The sequence below is a fragment of the Variovorax paradoxus genome (assembly GCF_009498455.1).
In the GTDB taxonomy this organism is placed as follows: Bacteria; Pseudomonadota; Gammaproteobacteria; order Burkholderiales; family Burkholderiaceae_C; genus Variovorax; species Variovorax paradoxus_H.
Genome location: NZ_CP045644.1, coordinates 1,892,079 through 1,906,699 on the forward strand (window position 1 = coordinate 1,892,079; position 14,621 = coordinate 1,906,699).

Annotated in this window: 22 protein-coding genes and 1 tRNA gene; 18 read left to right on the top strand and 5 right to left on the bottom strand. The window is 63.7% G+C overall.

Going from position 1 to position 14,621, the window contains the following annotated elements; translation table 11 throughout:
* Nucleotides 1-5 precede the first annotated feature (5 nt).
* Together proC and GFK26_RS08555 are read right to left on the bottom strand one after the other, a co-directional pair.
* The gene (gene proC / locus GFK26_RS08550; protein ID WP_153281623.1) at nt 6-863 is read right to left on the bottom strand and encodes a pyrroline-5-carboxylate reductase; all 858 of its coding nucleotides are present in this window, start codon (nt 861-863) and stop codon (nt 6-8) included.
* Nucleotides 860-1,996: an esterase-like activity of phytase family protein gene (locus GFK26_RS08555; protein WP_153285902.1), complete on the bottom strand. Its 1,137-nt coding sequence runs from the start codon at nt 1,994-1,996 to the stop codon at nt 860-862. The genes proC and GFK26_RS08555 overlap by 4 nt, the downstream gene beginning before the upstream one ends.
* Before the next feature lie 257 nt (nt 1,997-2,253).
* On the opposite strand from GFK26_RS08555, the gene rplN reads away from it, so the two are divergent.
* The 18 genes from rplN to GFK26_RS08645 all read left to right on the top strand — a co-directional run bounded on the left by rplN (nt 2,254) and on the right by GFK26_RS08645 (nt 11,185).
* Nucleotides 2,254-2,622 carry a 50S ribosomal protein L14 gene (rplN, locus tag GFK26_RS08560; RefSeq protein ID WP_009124801.1) on the top strand — a complete coding sequence of 123 codons (369 nt, stop codon included), beginning with the start codon at nt 2,254-2,256 and terminating at the stop codon, nt 2,620-2,622.
* A 12-nt stretch (nt 2,623-2,634) separates the two neighbouring features.
* Nucleotides 2,635-2,967, top strand: coding sequence for a 50S ribosomal protein L24 (gene rplX, locus GFK26_RS08565; protein ID WP_062474813.1), 333 nt, complete (start codon nt 2,635-2,637; stop codon nt 2,965-2,967).
* An 11-nt stretch (nt 2,968-2,978) separates the two neighbouring features.
* Nucleotides 2,979-3,518, top strand: coding sequence for a 50S ribosomal protein L5 (gene rplE / locus GFK26_RS08570; RefSeq protein ID WP_056576993.1), 540 nt, complete (start codon nt 2,979-2,981; stop codon nt 3,516-3,518).
* Nucleotides 3,519-3,526: 8 nt separating this feature from the next.
* A complete protein-coding gene (gene rpsN / locus GFK26_RS08575) occupies nt 3,527-3,832 on the top strand; it encodes a 30S ribosomal protein S14 (RefSeq protein WP_101491467.1) in 306 nt (101 codons plus the stop codon).
* A gap of 20 nt (nt 3,833-3,852) precedes the next feature.
* Entirely contained in the window at nt 3,853-4,248 is a 396-nt protein-coding gene (gene rpsH, locus GFK26_RS08580) for a 30S ribosomal protein S8 (protein WP_056516708.1), read from the top strand.
* 24 nt (nt 4,249-4,272) lie between these two features.
* A complete protein-coding gene (rplF, locus tag GFK26_RS08585) occupies nt 4,273-4,806 on the top strand; it encodes a 50S ribosomal protein L6 (protein WP_099793808.1) in 534 nt (177 codons plus the stop codon).
* A gap of 14 nt (nt 4,807-4,820) precedes the next feature.
* A complete protein-coding gene (rplR, locus tag GFK26_RS08590; RefSeq protein ID WP_153285903.1) occupies nt 4,821-5,186 on the top strand; it encodes a 50S ribosomal protein L18 in 366 nt (121 codons plus the stop codon).
* An 18-nt stretch (nt 5,187-5,204) separates the two neighbouring features.
* Nucleotides 5,205-5,723: a 30S ribosomal protein S5 gene (gene rpsE / locus GFK26_RS08595; RefSeq protein WP_099793806.1), complete on the top strand. Its 519-nt coding sequence runs from the start codon at nt 5,205-5,207 to the stop codon at nt 5,721-5,723.
* A gap of 35 nt (nt 5,724-5,758) precedes the next feature.
* The gene (rpmD, locus tag GFK26_RS08600) at nt 5,759-5,941 is read left to right on the top strand and encodes a 50S ribosomal protein L30 (RefSeq protein ID WP_019653974.1); all 183 of its coding nucleotides are present in this window, start codon (nt 5,759-5,761) and stop codon (nt 5,939-5,941) included.
* An 11-nt stretch (nt 5,942-5,952) separates the two neighbouring features.
* A complete protein-coding gene (gene rplO / locus GFK26_RS08605) occupies nt 5,953-6,384 on the top strand; it encodes a 50S ribosomal protein L15 (protein ID WP_099793804.1) in 432 nt (143 codons plus the stop codon).
* A 27-nt stretch (nt 6,385-6,411) separates the two neighbouring features.
* Entirely contained in the window at nt 6,412-7,725 is a 1,314-nt protein-coding gene (gene secY, locus GFK26_RS08610; protein WP_056576979.1) for a preprotein translocase subunit SecY, read from the top strand.
* A 74-nt stretch (nt 7,726-7,799) separates the two neighbouring features.
* Nucleotides 7,800-7,913 (top strand): 50S ribosomal protein L36, encoded by a 114-nt coding sequence (gene rpmJ / locus GFK26_RS08615; RefSeq protein WP_013544106.1) that lies wholly within the window; start codon nt 7,800-7,802, stop codon nt 7,911-7,913.
* 23 nt (nt 7,914-7,936) lie between these two features.
* Nucleotides 7,937-8,302 (top strand): 30S ribosomal protein S13, encoded by a 366-nt coding sequence (rpsM, locus tag GFK26_RS08620; protein ID WP_013544105.1) that lies wholly within the window; start codon nt 7,937-7,939, stop codon nt 8,300-8,302.
* A 12-nt stretch (nt 8,303-8,314) separates the two neighbouring features.
* Entirely contained in the window at nt 8,315-8,719 is a 405-nt protein-coding gene (gene rpsK, locus GFK26_RS08625; RefSeq protein WP_009124825.1) for a 30S ribosomal protein S11, read from the top strand.
* 130 nt (nt 8,720-8,849) lie between these two features.
* The gene (rpsD, locus tag GFK26_RS08630; protein WP_056576976.1) at nt 8,850-9,473 is read left to right on the top strand and encodes a 30S ribosomal protein S4; all 624 of its coding nucleotides are present in this window, start codon (nt 8,850-8,852) and stop codon (nt 9,471-9,473) included.
* A gap of 142 nt (nt 9,474-9,615) precedes the next feature.
* A complete protein-coding gene (locus tag GFK26_RS08635; RefSeq protein WP_056576973.1) occupies nt 9,616-10,605 on the top strand; it encodes a DNA-directed RNA polymerase subunit alpha in 990 nt (329 codons plus the stop codon).
* Between the two features lie 86 nt (nt 10,606-10,691).
* The gene (gene rplQ / locus GFK26_RS08640; protein ID WP_056576970.1) at nt 10,692-11,090 is read left to right on the top strand and encodes a 50S ribosomal protein L17; all 399 of its coding nucleotides are present in this window, start codon (nt 10,692-10,694) and stop codon (nt 11,088-11,090) included.
* Between the two features lie 18 nt (nt 11,091-11,108).
* Nucleotides 11,109-11,185 (top strand) — tRNA-Met (locus GFK26_RS08645).
* Nucleotides 11,186-11,390: 205 nt separating this feature from the next.
* Here GFK26_RS08645 and GFK26_RS08650 read toward each other — a convergent pair.
* From GFK26_RS08650 to GFK26_RS08660, 3 genes are read right to left on the bottom strand one after another with little or no spacing between them, the layout of a single operon-like run.
* Nucleotides 11,391-11,789 (bottom strand): RidA family protein, encoded by a 399-nt coding sequence (locus GFK26_RS08650; RefSeq protein WP_056576966.1) that lies wholly within the window; start codon nt 11,787-11,789, stop codon nt 11,391-11,393.
* Nucleotides 11,786-13,417 (bottom strand): AMP-binding protein, encoded by a 1,632-nt coding sequence (locus GFK26_RS08655; RefSeq protein WP_153281624.1) that lies wholly within the window; start codon nt 13,415-13,417, stop codon nt 11,786-11,788. The genes GFK26_RS08650 and GFK26_RS08655 overlap by 4 nt, the downstream gene beginning before the upstream one ends.
* Nucleotides 13,418-13,421: 4 nt before the next feature.
* Nucleotides 13,422-14,615: an acyl-CoA dehydrogenase family protein gene (locus tag GFK26_RS08660; protein WP_153281625.1), complete on the bottom strand. Its 1,194-nt coding sequence runs from the start codon at nt 14,613-14,615 to the stop codon at nt 13,422-13,424.
* Nucleotides 14,616-14,621 lie beyond the last annotated feature (6 nt).

Genomic DNA, 14,621 nt, shown 5'->3' on the forward strand with positions numbered 1-14,621 from the left:
CGGCTTCAACCGCGGCCGAATTCCTCACCCAGCTCGGCGGCTCGTGTCTGCGCTGCGCGGATGGCGGTCTTGAACTGCGCCTTGACGTCCGCGCCTTCCAGCGAGGTGATCGCCGCGTAGGTGGTGCCGCCCTTGGACGTCACGCGTTCGCGCAGCACCGATGGCGGCTCGGTCGCGCTGTGGGCCAGCGCCGAGGCACCGGTGAACGTGCCGATGGCCAGCCGCTGGGCCTGGTCGGGCGTGAGGCCCATCTCGACGCCGGCTTCGGTCATCGCTTCGATGAAATAGAAAACGTAGGCCGGACCCGAGCCCGACAGCGCGGTCACCGCGTCGAGCGCGGGTTCGGCGTCGACCCAGATCAGCTCGCCGGTCGGCGCCAGCAACTGGCCGACGCGCGCACGGTCGGCGCCTTCGACGCCGGGCCGCGCGAAGAGGCCGGTCATGCCCTTGCCCACCAGCGCGGGCGTGTTGGGCATGGCGCGCACGACGCGCTCGGTACCGAGCCAGCGGGCGATGCTGTCGGACGGAATGCCCGCCGCCACGCTCAGGTGCAGGGCGTCGCCGGCAAAGGCGCGCACCGGACGGGCGGCTTCCGCGAAGGTCTGGGGCTTGACGGCCCACACCACCACGTCGCAGCGTGCGAGGGCTTCGGTGGCCTCGGCCTGGGCCACGATGCCGTAGGACTGGGCGAGCTTGGTGCGGGCATCGTCGAAGGGTTCGACCACTTCGAAGTTGTCGGCTGCGACGCCCTGCTGGATGAGGCCGCCGATGATGGCGCTGGCCATGTTGCCGCCGCCGATGAAGGCGATGGGGGGCAGGGGGCCCGGCGCGGTGCGGGGCAGGAAGGTCACGGCGATGGTCATGGTCGGTCGGTGTAGGCGAAGGCGGCGAACTGCGTCACTTGCAGCGGATTGAAATTGTCGTCGCTCACGACCACCAGCAGGCGGCGGCCGTCAGGCAGCGGTGGGCCCCAGCACATGCCCTCGGTGTTGTCGAGGCGCGAGAGGCCGAGGGTGGCGAAGTCGGCGACGAGCGTCTTGGCGGCCGGGCGGTGGTTGCCGGGCGCGAGGGTGTCGATGGCGAGCACGTCGTCGGCGGCGCGGGTGTCTATTTCATACAGGCGCAGCGAATTGCCGGCGCCCGCGGCGTAGGCGCGCTCGAGCACCAGCATGCGGTGGGCGTCGAGCATCAGCACCTCGCTCACGCCGTTGTCGGCGTAGGTGCCCGGGACCAGCGGGCGCAGCGGGATGGCGTCGGGCACGTAGGCGATCTGGCGCATGGCGCGGCCGGTCGACAGGTCGATCTGGGTGAAGCGGCAGGGGCCGCCGGCGGCGGAGGTGGTTGGGGCTGGGCCGTCCTGGACCAGGGCGTTTTCCATCGCGAGCCAGGCCGAGCGATCGTCGGGCGTGAGGGCCAGCCCCTCGAATGTCAGGTTGTCGCGCGGGCCGCGGCGTTGGGCCGGGTCCGGGGCGAACATCGGCGGCAGGGCGAATTCGCGCAGAAAGCGGCCGTCGCGCGCCGATTCATACAGGGCGGGGCCGAAACCGCGGGCGATATCGCCTTCGCTGGTCCACAGCAGGGTGCCGGCCGAGGGGCGCAGGCGCAGGGCTTCGGGGTCGGGAATGGGCAGGGCGGCAACCGCCTGGCGCCGCGCGGGCCAGGGGCCGGCACCGGGGCGTTGCAGCTGGACAACGCCGGTGGCTTCGGGGGCGGTGTCGCCGGGCAGGCGCCATCGTGCCGTGTAGCAGCGGACGGGAGCCAAGTCTGACCGGTCATCGCTGAGAAGCAGGTACTCACCTTTGGCGGCGTCGTAGTCGATGCCTGAGAGGCCGCCCGCTGTGGTGCTCTCTATAGAGAGTCGATGCGCCCAGCGGGCTTCTCCCAGGCGCTGCAGCCGGCCGGTGTCTGGTGCCGGCGCGGCGCTGCGGCATCCTGCGAGCCCCAGAGATCCCAGCCCCAGCAGGCCGGCGCCGCCCGCCAGCAGGCGTCGGCGCAGCACAGAAGGCGGCGAAATGAGGGGGTGAGAGGGGGCGCGCACGCCACAAAGTCTAGCGGCTGTCGAAGTTCGCGTAATGAGGCAGTTGACATCCCTGGATATGGGTGCCACAATCGCGGGCTTCGCTTTCAAAAGGCGAAGCTTTCAGCCCAAAGCGGAAGCATCTCGAGTGGTTCGAGGTGTGGACGACGGGCCCAAGACTGACCGCGGTGTCTCCCTCCTGGAGGCTCATCGGTACAAGTTGGGAATATCAAGAAATGATCCAAACTGAATCCCGGCTCGAAGTGGCCGACAACACGGGCGCGAAATCCGTCCTGTGTATCAAGGTGCTCGGTGGCTCCAAGCGGCGTTACGCCAGCGTGGGCGACGTCATCAAGGTCAGCATCAAGGAAGCCGCTCCACGTGGTCGCGTCAAGAAGGGCGAGATCTACAGTGCAGTGGTGGTCCGCACCGCCAAGGGCATCCGTCGTGCTGACGGTTCGCTCGTCAAGTTCGACGGCAATGCCGCCGTGCTGCTCAATGCCAAGCTGGAGCCTATCGGCACCCGCATCTTCGGACCGGTCACGCGCGAACTGCGCACCGAGAAGTTCATGAAGATCGTGTCGCTGGCACCCGAAGTTCTCTAAGGACACAACGCCATGAACAAGATTCGCAAAGGCGACCAGGTCATCGTGTTGGCCGGTCGTGACAAGGGCAAGCGCGGCGTCGTGTCGCTGCGCGCAGACGATTCGCATGTGATCGTCGACGGCATCAACCTCGTCAAGAAGCACACCAAGCCGAACCCCCTCAAGGGTACGACCGGTGGCATCGTCGAGAAGACCATGCCGATTCACCAATCCAACGTGGCGATCTTCAATGCTGCGACCGGCAAGGCCGATCGCGTGGGCATCAAGGTCACCCAAGGTGCCGACGGCAAGCGCGTGGCTGTTCGCGTCTTCAAGTCGAGCGGCGACGAAATCAAGTTCGCCTAAGAGGTACTCACATGGCACGTCTCCAACAACACTATCGCGAAAAGATCGCGAAAGACCTGACGGAAAAGTTCGGCTACAAGTCGCCGATGCAAGTTCCGCGTCTCACCAAGATCACCCTGAACATGGGTGTGGGTGAAGCAGTCGCCGACAAGAAGGTCCTCGACAACGCTGTCGCCGACCTGACCAAGATCGCTGGCCAGAAGCCCGTGGTCACCAAGTCGAAGAAGGCCATCGCTGGCTTCAAGATCCGCGAAAACCAGCCGATCGGCTGCATGGTCACGCTGCGTGGCGTGCACATGTACGAGTTCCTGGACCGTTTCGTCACCGTGGCCCTGCCCCGCGTGCGTGACTTCCGTGGTATCTCGGGTCGCGCATTCGATGGCCGTGGCAACTACAACATCGGCGTCAAAGAGCAGATCATTTTCCCTGAGATCGAGTACGACAAGGTCGACGCCCTGCGCGGTCTCAATATCAGCATCACGACGACGGCCAAGACCGACGAAGAAGCCAAGGCGCTTCTCGCTGGCTTCCGTTTCCCGTTCAAGAACTGAGGCGAACCATGGCCAAACAATCTTTGATCCAGCGCGAACTCAAGCGCGACAAGCTGGTTGCCAAGTTCGCTGCGAAGCACGCAGAGCTGAAGGCAATTTCCAACGACGCGAAGAAGAGCGACGAAGAGCGCGCAGCAGCCCGCCTGGGCCTGCAGAAGCTTCCGCGCAACGCGAACCCGACCCGTCAGCGCAACCGTTGCGCCATCACCGGTCGTCCGCGTGGCACCTTCCGTCAATTCGGTCTGGCTCGCGCCAAGATCCGCGAACTGGCGTTCAATGGCGACATCCCCGGTGTCACCAAGGCCAGCTGGTAAGCCAGGCAGGAGCAAACAACATGAGCATGAGTGATCCCATTGCCGACCTGCTGACGCGTATCCGTAACGCGCAGATGGTGGCGAAGCCCACTGTGTCGATCCCGTCTTCCAAGGTGAAGGCCGCGATTGCACAAGTCCTGAAGGACGAAGGCTACATCGACGGCTTCGAAGTGAAGACCGATGCCGGCAAGTCCGAACTCGTCATCACGCTGAAGTACTACGCTGGCCGTCCGGTCATCGAACGTATCGAGCGCGTGAGCCGCCCCGGCCTGCGCGTCTACAAGGCCAGCGCTGCCATCCCGCAAGTCCAGAACGGCCTCGGCGTTGCGATCGTCACGACCCCCCAGGGCGTGATGACCGACCGCAAGGCTCGCGCTACCGGTGTCGGTGGCGAAGTTCTGTGCTACGTCGCCTAACCGAGACATCGAGGAGTTACTGAAATGTCCCGAGTAGGAAAAATGCCGGTCGCCATCCCCGCAGGTGTGGATGTGTCGATCAAGGAAGACCAGATCAGCGTCAAGGGCACGGGCGGCACGCTCAACCTGGCTCGCAATGCGCTGGTGAATGTCGTCAGCAATGACGGCAAGCTGAGCTTCGAGCCCGCCAACGAATCGCGTGAAGCGAATGCGATGAGCGGCACGATCCGTCAGCTGGTGAACAACATGGTGGTTGGCGTGACCAAGGGCTTCGAGAAGAAGCTCAACCTGGTCGGCGTCGGCTACAAGGCTGCAGCGTCCAACAACAAGTTGAACCTGCAAGTCGGTTACTCGCACCCGGTCAACATCGACATGCCGCAAGGCATCACGGTGACCACCGCGACCCCGACCGAAATCGTGATCAAGGGTGCTGACCGTCAGCGCGTTGGTCAAATCGCCGCTGAGATCCGCGCTGTTCGTCCGCCTGAGCCTTACAAGGGCAAGGGCATCCGTTATTCGGACGAGAAGATCGTGATCAAAGAGACCAAGAAGAAGTAAGGGGCAGCAAAATGATGTTGACCAAAAAAGCACAGCGTCTTCGCCGCTCGCGCCAGACCCGCATCCGGATCGCGACGCAGGGCGTGGCTCGCCTCACGGTGAACCGCACCAACCTGCACATCTATGCCACCGTCATTTCCGACGACGGCACCAAGGTGATCGCAACCGCATCGACCGCCGAAGCCGACGTGCGCGCAGCACTCGGCGCCTCGGGCAAGGGTGGCAATGCCGCCGCTGCCACCGCCATCGGCAAGCGCATCGCTGAAAAGGCGAAGGCTGCCGGCGTCGAGAAGGTCGCTTTCGATCGCGCAGGTTTCGCCTACCACGGCCGCGTCAAGGCGCTGGCCGAGGCAGCCCGCGAAGCCGGTCTGCAGTTCTAATCGGACACGAGATTCAAAATGGCAAAGATTCAAGCAAGAACGCAGAACGAAGGTCCTGAGGACGGTTTGCGCGAGAAGATGATCGCGATCAACCGCGTCACCAAGGTGGTGAAGGGTGGTCGTATCCTCGGTTTCGCAGCACTGACCGTGGTCGGTGACGGTGAAGGCCGCGTCGGCATGGGCAAGGGCAAGTCGAAGGAAGTGCCTGCTGCCGTGCAGAAGGCAATGGAAGAAGCCCGTCGCAACCTGTTCAAGGCTGCGATCAAGAACGGCACGCTGCACCACCAGGTGCAAGGCCATCATGGTGCCGCCAGGGTCGTGATGTATCCGGCTCCCAAGGGTACCGGCATCATCGCCGGCGGCCCGATGCGCGCCGTGTTCGAAGTCATGGGCATCACCGACATCGTGGCCAAGAGCCATGGTTCGTCGAACCCCTACAACATGGTTCGCGCCACGCTCGACGGGTTGAAGAACTCGACGACGGCCGGCAATGTGGCTGCCAAGCGCGGTCTCACCGTCGAAGAAATCTTCGCCTGAGCGCAAGCTCTCGCAAGGCTGAAGGAAGCATTCAAATGACGCAACAACAAACCCTCAAGGTGCAGCTGGTGAAGAGCCCGATCGGCACCAAGGAATCGCATCGCGCGACCGTGCGTGGCCTCGGCCTGCGCAAGCTCAACAGCGTGAGCGAGCTGCAAGACACGCCCGCAGTGCGCGGCATGATCAACAAGATCAGTTATCTGGTCAAAGTTCTGTAAGAGAGACTGATATGGAACTCAATGGCATCAAGCCGGCAGCTGGCGCCAAGCACGCCAAGCGTCGCGTCGGCCGCGGTATCGGCTCCGGCATCGGCAAGACCGCAGGTCGCGGTCACAAGGGCCAGAAGTCGCGCGCAGGCGGTTTCCACAAGGTCGGCTTCGAAGGCGGTCAAATGCCGCTGCAGCGTCGCCTGCCGAAGCGTGGCTTCAAGTCGCACCTGCTGAAGTACAACGCCGAAGTCACGCTGACTGCTCTCGAGCAGCTCGGCCTGGCCGAAGTCGATGTCCTGGCACTGAAGCAAGCCGGCCTCGTGGGCCAGCTCGCCAAGGTCGTCAAGATCATCAAGACCGGCGAACTCACCAAGGCCGTCAAGCTGACGGGCGTGGGTGCGACCGCTGGTGCCAAGGCTGCGATCGAAGCGGCCGGCGGCAGCTTCGCCTGATCACCTTCGGACTGAAAGAAGTTCTTCGTGGCAACTAACGCGGCAACGATCGCAAAAACAGGCAAGTTCGGCGACCTCCGTCGTCGGCTCGTCTTTTTGCTGCTCGCGCTCGTGGTCTACCGGATTGGCGCGCACATTCCTGTGCCGGGTATCAACCCGGACCAGCTGGCAGCGTTGTTCCAGGGCCAGCAGGGCGGCATTCTGAGCCTGTTCAACATGTTCTCGGGCGGGGCGCTGTCGCGTTTCACCGTGTTCGCGTTGGGGATCATGCCGTACATCTCGGCGTCGATCATCATGCAGCTGATGACCTACGTGCTTCCTACCTTCGAGCAATTGAAGAAGGAAGGCGAGGCTGGTCGCCGCAAGATCACGCAGTACACGCGCTATGGCGCACTCGGCCTGGCCCTGTTCCAGTCGTTCAGCATCGCAGTGGCCCTCGAATCGTCGGCTGGTCTGGTGATCGCCCCCGGTTTCGGCTTCCGCCTGACCGCCATGGTGAGCCTGACCGCTGGTTCGATGTTCCTGATGTGGCTCGGCGAGCAGATCACCGAACGCGGCTTGGGCAACGGCATCTCGATCCTGATCTTTGCAGGTATCGCGGCCGGTCTCCCGGGTGCCATCGGTGGCTTGGCTTCGCTGGTGACGACCGGTGCGATGAACCCCATCGTCGCGCTCTTCATCATCGCTGTCGTGGTGCTGGTCACTTACTTCGTGGTGTTCGTGGAACGCGGTCAGCGCAAGATCCTCGTGAACTATGCGCGGCGCCAGGTTGGCAACAAGGTCTACGGCGGTCAGTCGTCGCACCTGCCCCTGAAGCTGAACATGGCCGGTGTGATTCCTCCGATCTTCGCGTCGTCGATCATTCTGCTGCCGGCAACGGTGGTGGGCTGGTTCAGCGCCGGTGACGGTGGCTTCCGCTGGATCAAGGACATCGCCAGCGCACTGCGTCCGGGCGAGCCGATCTACGTGCTGCTGTACGCTGCTGCGATCGTTTTCTTCTGCTTCTTCTACACGGCACTCGTGTTCAACAGCAAGGAAACGGCCGACAACCTGAAGAAGAGTGGTGCGTTCATTCCTGGCATTCGCCCGGGTGACCAGACCGCTCGCTATATCGACAAGATTCTGGTTCGCCTGACGTTGGCTGGCGCGGTGTACATCACCTTCGTCTGCCTGCTGCCCGAGTTCCTGATCCTGAAGTACAACGTCCCGTTCTACTTCGGTGGTACCTCCCTGCTGATCATCGTGGTCGTCACGATGGACTTCATGGCCCAGGTGCAAAACTACATGATGTCCCAGCAGTACGAATCGCTGCTGAAGAAGGCTAACTTCAAGACATCGTAGGGCTGTGAGTTTCAGTATTGAGAATTTGGGTGTGGGCGGTGTACCGCCACGTTAAACAGTTTTAGGAGAATGAAATGAGAGTTTCGGCTTCGGTCAAAACCATCTGCCGTAATTGCAAGGTCATCCGCCGTAAAGGTGTGGTGCGTGTGATTTGCACCGACCCGCGCCACAAGCAGCGCCAGGGTTGATTGAAGAGTATTAGAGGACGCACATGGCACGTATTGCTGGCATCAACATCCCGCCGCACAAGCACGCTGAAATCGGCCTGACCGCCATTTTCGGTATCGGTCGCACCCGCGCCCGTCAAATCTGCGAAGCGAGCGGCATCGAATATTCGAAGAAGATCAAGGATCTGACCGACGCCGATCTCGAAAAGATCCGCGACCAGATCGCTCTGTTCACGATCGAAGGCGATCTGCGTCGCGAGACGACGATGAACATCAAGCGTTTGATGGACATCGGCTGCTATCGCGGCTTCCGTCACCGTCGCGGCCTGCCGATGCGCGGCCAGCGCACGCGCACCAACGCCCGCACCCGCAAGGGTCCGCGCAAGGCTGCGCAGTCCCTGAAGAAATAAGGATAGACAAGCATGGCTAAAGCACCTGCAAACAACGCCGCACAGCGCGTTCGCAAGAAGGTTCGCAAGAACGTTGCGGACGGTATCGCCCACGTGCATGCCTCGTTCAACAACACCATCATCACGATCACCGATCGCCAGGGCAACGCCCTGTCGTGGGCTTCGTCGGGTGGCCAGGGCTTCAAGGGCTCGCGCAAGTCGACCCCGTTCGCTGCGCAGGTCGCTTCCGAAGTGGCCGGCCGTGCTGCTGTCGAACAAGGTATCAAGAACCTCGACGTCGAGATCAAGGGCCCCGGTCCTGGTCGCGAGTCGTCGGTGCGCGCCCTGGCTGCGCTCGGCATCCGGATCAATTCCATTGCCGACGTGACGCCCGTTCCGCACAACGGCTGCCGTCCCCAGAAGCGTCGCCGCATCTGATCGTCAGTCCGCAAGGCGCAGCCAGCTTTCGAGCGGCTGCGCATTTGTTTTTTCACTAAGCCCACCGCCATCGGCACATCCGCCGACGGCTCCCGCAGGCAACTGCGGCAGATGACACCAAGGAAATACCGTGGCACGTTACCTCGGCCCCAAGGCCAAACTTTCCCGCCGTGAAGGCACCGACCTGTTCCTGAAGAGCGCCCGCCGTTCGATCCAGGACAAGGCCAAGTTCGACTCCAAGCCCGGCCAGCACGGTCGCACCTCGGGTCAGCGCACCTCCGACTACGGTCTGCAGCTGCGTGAGAAGCAGAAGGTCAAGCGCATGTACGGCGTGCTCGAAAAGCAGTTCCGCCGCTACTTCGAAGAAGCCGATCGCCGCCGTGGCAACACCGGCGCCAACCTGCTGTTCATCCTCGAGTCGCGCCTGGACAACGTGGTCTACCGCATGGGCTTCGGCTCGACGCGCGCCGAAGCACGCCAGCTCGTGTCGCACAAGGCGATCACCGTGAACGGCCAGTCGGTCAACATCCCGTCGTACCTGGTCAAGACCGGTGACGTGATCGCCGTGCGCGAAAAGTCGAAGAAGCAGAACCGCATTGTCGAAGCGCTGCAACTCGCCCAACAAGTCGGCATGCCGGCCTGGGTCGATGTGAACGCCGACAAGGCCGAAGGCACCTTCAAGAAGGTCCCGGATCGCGACGAATTCGCAGCCGACATCAACGAATCGCTGATCGTCGAACTGTATTCGCGTTGATTTTCTCTACCCGCCTGCGCGTCTTTGCGCCGGCGGGAGATTGATATTGTTGTTCACGTTCCTGCTCCGCACTCTGTTGCGGATCAGGCGCTTCACCAGCCTTACCGGTGTAACGAGCCGGGGGTATTGAGAGGAAGTCTGCATGCAAACCACCCTGCTGAAACCCAAGACCATCCAGGTCGAGCAACTTGCCGCCAACAAGGCCAAGGTCACGCTCGAACCTTTCGAGCGCGGCTACGGCCACACGCTCGGCAACGCGCTGCGTCGCGTTCTGCTGTCGTCCATGGTCGGCTACTCGGCCACCGAAGTCACGATCGCTGGCGTTCTGCATGAGTACTCGTCGATCGACGGCGTGCAGGAAGATGTCGTCAACATCCTGCTGAATCTCAAGGGCGTGGTGTTCAAGCTCCACAACCGCGACGAAGTCACGCTGAGCCTGCGCAAGGACGGCGAAGGCCCGGTCCTCGCATCGGACATCCAGACCCCGCATGACGTCGAGATCATCAACCCTGACCACGTGATCGCGCACCTGTCGCAAGGCGGCAAGCTCGACATGCAGATCAAGGTCGAAAAGGGTCGCGGCTACGTGCCCGGCACGATGCGTCGCTACGCCGACGAGCCGACCAAGTCGATCGGCCGCATCGTTCTCGACGCGTCGTTCTCGCCCGTCAAGCGCGTGAGCTACACCGTCGAAAGCGCCCGGGTCGAACAGCGTACCGACTTGGACAAGCTGCTGGTCGAGATCGAGACCAACGGTGCGATCAGCGCCGAAGATGCCGTTCGTGCATCGGCTAAAATCCTGGTTGAACAGCTCGCCGTGTTTGCGCAGCTCGAAGGCGGCGAACTCGCTGCATTCGACGCACCCGCACCGCGCAGCGCCCAGCAATTCGATCCGATCCTGCTGCGACCTGTCGACGAACTCGAACTGACGGTGCGTTCGGCCAACTGCCTGAAGGCCGAAAACATCTACTACATCGGCGACCTGATCCAGCGCACCGAGAACGAGCTGCTCAAGACCCCGAACCTGGGTCGCAAGTCGCTCAACGAAATCAAGGAAGTCCTCGCTTCGCGCGGCCTCACCCTTGGTATGAAGCTTGAAAGCTGGCCGCCGGCCGGTCTCGACAAGCGTTGATTTTTGTTTGAATTGAGCCCCTGAGGGCTCGTGCCCGGGCAGTACCTGATACGGCTGCCTGTTTAATAAAGTAAAGGAAAAGCACCATGCGTCACGGACACGGACTTCGCAAACTCAACCGCACCAGCTCGCACCGCCTTGCGATGCTGCAGAACATGATGAATTCGCTCATCGAGCACGAAGTCATCAAGACCACGGTCCCCAAGGCCAAGGAACTGCGCCGCGTCATCGAACCGATGATCACGCTCGCCAAGAAGCCCACGCTCGCCAACAAGCGCCTGGCCTTCGACCGCCTGCGCAGCCGCGACAGCGTCGTCAAGCTCTTCGGCGAACTCGGCCCGCGTTTCGCAGCGCGTCCGGGCGGCTACACCCGCATTCTGAAGATGGGCTTCCGCGTGGGCGACAACGCGCCGATGGCGCTCGTCGAACTGGTCGACCGTGCTGAAATTAAAGATGCTGGCGCTGAGCAAAACGCCGCTGAATAAGCTATAATTTATACTTGCCGCGCGATGGAGCAGCCTGGTAGCTCGTTGGGCTCATAACCCAAAGGTCGCAAGTTCAAATCTTGCTCGCGCAACCAATTTAAAAGGCCCTTTGAGAAATCAAAGGGCCTTTTTCTTTGGCCAAATTCGTTTGGAAATTCCCGGTCGAAATCCGACGCAAAAGAAAGCCCTCGCGAAGAGGGCTTTTCTGTTTCTGGACCGGCCCCGCAAAGGACCGGTTTCGAGAACGTGCGCAGTGAAGGCGCCTGAGGGACTGCGATGAGGCGCAGCCCAAGCGCAGGATCAGTCCGGAATGACCGCCGTGACCTCGATCTCCACCTTCGCGCGGTGCTCCACCAGCGCCGCCACCTGCACGCAGGTCATCGCAGGGAAGTTGCGGCCCAGCGCGTCGCGGTAGACCGGGCCGAGCTCGGACAGGCGCCGGCTGTACTCGTCGCGGTCCGTCACGTACCAGGTCATGCGCACCATGTGCTCGGGACCGGCGCCGGCTTCGCGCAGCACCTCGGCGATGTTGCGCAGCGCCTGGCCGCACTGGTCGATGAAGTCGTCGGATTCGAACTGCTGCTGGGCATTCCAGCCGATCTGGCCGCCGACGAACACTTGCGTGCCGCGCGCGGCGATGCCGTTTGCATAGCCCTTCGGGGGCAGCCAGCCGGGAGGCTGAATCAGTTTGTTCGTCATGATGATGGTGTCTCGCTGTTGAGTTGTCTCAATTTGAAGCGCTGGAGTTTGCCGGTTTCGGTGCGCGGCAGCGCCGTCACGAACTCGATCTCCCGCGGGTACTTGAAGGGGGCGATGGTGGCTTTCACGTGGTCCTGAAGCGCCTTCGCCATCGCTGCGTCGCCGGTGTTGCCGGGCTTGAGCACGCAGAAGGCTTTCACGATCATGCCGCGGTCGGCGTCGGGCTTGCCGATCACGCCGCACTCGGCCACGGCCGGGTGCTTGAGCAGCGCATCTTCGACCTCCGGGCCGCCGACGTTGTAGCCGGCCGTGATGATCATGTCGTCCGCACGCGCCTGATAGAAGAAGTAGCCGTCGTCATCCTGCACGAACGAGTCGCCAGGGTAGTTCCAGCCGTTCTTCACGTAATCGGACTGGCGCGGATCGTCGAGGTAGCGGCAGCCGACCGGCCCTTGCAGCGCCAGCTTGCCGACCGTGCCGCGCGGCACTTCGTTGCCCTGGTCGTCGACCACCTTGGCCGTGAACCCCGGCACCGCCTTGCCGACGGCACCGCGGCGTACCTCGTCACCGGCGGCCGAGATGTAGATGTGAAACACCTCGGTCCCGCCGATGCCGTCGAGCATCTCGATGCCGGTGGTGTCCTTCCAGAGTTGGCGCGTGGCGTCGGGAAGCGCCTCGCCTGCGCTCACGCAGATGCGCAGGCTCGGCGCCCCGTGCTGCCGGACAAACGGCGCCATCTGGCGATAGAAAGTGGGCGCGGTGTAGCAGATGGTCGCGCCGACCTCGTTGATGAGCTTCACGAGCGCTTCGGGTGAGAAAGAGCCCTCGGGAAAATACACCGACGCACCGGCCCACATCGGGAAGATCAGCAGGCCGCCGAGCCCGAAGGTGAACGCCAGCGGCGGGGTGCCGACCACGATGTCGTCGCTGCGCGCACGCAGCACGTGGCGCGGCCAGGTCTGGCACATGGCGACCACGTCGCGGTGCGTGGTGACGGGCGCCTTGGGCTTGCCCGTGGTGCCGGAGGTGAAGGCGAGCAGCGCGATGTCGTCGGCCGCGGTGGGGCAGGCGGTGAATACGCCGCTTTTGCCGGCTGCGCGCGCCGACAGCGAATCGGGCGCATCGGGCTGGTTGAACGCAATCACCGTCGCGAGCACGGGGTGCGCCTGCTGCGCGGCCACCAGTTCGTCGAGCAGGCGGCCTTCGCACAGCGCGGCCACGGGCTGCGCCTTCTCGATGATCTCGCCGAGCTCCTTGGCGCGCAGCAGCGGCATCGTCGCCACCGCGATCAGCCCGGCCTTGACCACGGCCAGCCACGACAGCGCCATCCACACCGAGTTGCCGCCGCGCAGCAGCACGCGGTTGCCGGGCACGAGCCCGAGATCCTCGACCAGCACCTGGGCGATGCGGTTCACCTCGACGCCCGCCTGGGCGTAGGTGAGCACGCCGGCGGGCGAACGCAGCATCGGCTTGTCGCCGAAGCCCTTGGCGACCGCCTTGTCCAGCAGCTCCTCGACCAGGTTCAGCTGGTCGGGGAACTGCAGCTCGGGCAGGTCGTAGCGAAAGACCGGCAGCTGCGCGGCAGGCGGCAGGCGGTCATGAACGAAGCGATCGACTTGGGCAGACACGATTTCACCCCCGCAGAACGGATTTGCCGATGATCAGTTGCTGGACTTCCGTCGCGCCTTCGTAAATGCGCAGCGAGCGGATGTCCCGGTACAGGCTTTCGATCTTGGTGCCGACCTTCACGCCGAGTCCCCCATGCATCTGCAGCGCCATGTCGATCACGCGGCTCGCGTTCTCGGTGGCGCACATCTTGGCCATGGCCGCAGCGGCCGACACGTCGCCGACCGCCGGTGCACCACGGCGCTCGGCGTCGTCGCGCATCCACGCGGCGCGATAGGTCAGCAGCGCGGCACTGTCGATCAGCGCGGCCATCTCGCCGAGCTTGGCCTGCGTGAGCTGGAAGTCGGCCAGCGTCTGGCCGAACATGCGGCGACCCTTGGCATGCGCGATGGCTTCGGCGAGCGCACGGCGACCCATGCCGAGCGCAGCAGCAGCCACCGACGCACGGAAGATGTCGAGCGTGCGCATCGCGAGCTTGAAGCCGCCGTTCAGCGTGCCCAGCTGCGCCGTGCGCGGCACGATGCAGTTGTCGAAGCGCAGGGTGGCCAGCGGGTGCGGTGCCATCACGTCGATATGGGCCGAGGTGTCGAGCCCCGGCGTCGTCGCGTCGACGATGAACACCGTGATGCCGCGCGTGCCGGCCGTGGGGTCGGTCTTCGCGAACACGCAGTAGAAGTCGGCGATGCCGCCGTTGCTGATCCAGGTCTTCTCGCCGTTCAGGCACCAGCCGTCGGTGGTGGGCTCGGCGCGCATCGCCATCGCTGCCACGTCGGAGCCGGCTTCGGGTTCGCTGAGTGCGAAGGCCGCGATCTTCTTGCCCTGGCCCACGGCCGTGAGGTACTGCGACTGCTGCTCGGGCGTGCCGTCCAGCGTGATCGCGCCGCTGCCCAGGCCCTGCATCGCGAACGCGAAGTCGGCCAGTGGCGAGTGGTAGCCGAGCGTCTCGCGCAGCAGCACGAGCGCGCGCGAATCGAGGCGTTCGAGCGCGCCGCCGGCACTGCCGGGCACCGCGTAGCGCAGCCAGCCGGCGTCGCCGAGACGGCGCACCCATTCACGGCAGGCCGCGCGGTCGTCGCGCTCATCGATCTCCTGTGCGGCGCACCAGGGCAGCAGGTCGTTGGCGAGCGCGCGGTGCGCGTCGTCGAAGAACGGCAGCGCGAGGTGCGCGGTCGAAGGTGGGGCGGGGATCTTGGTCATCATGATGCG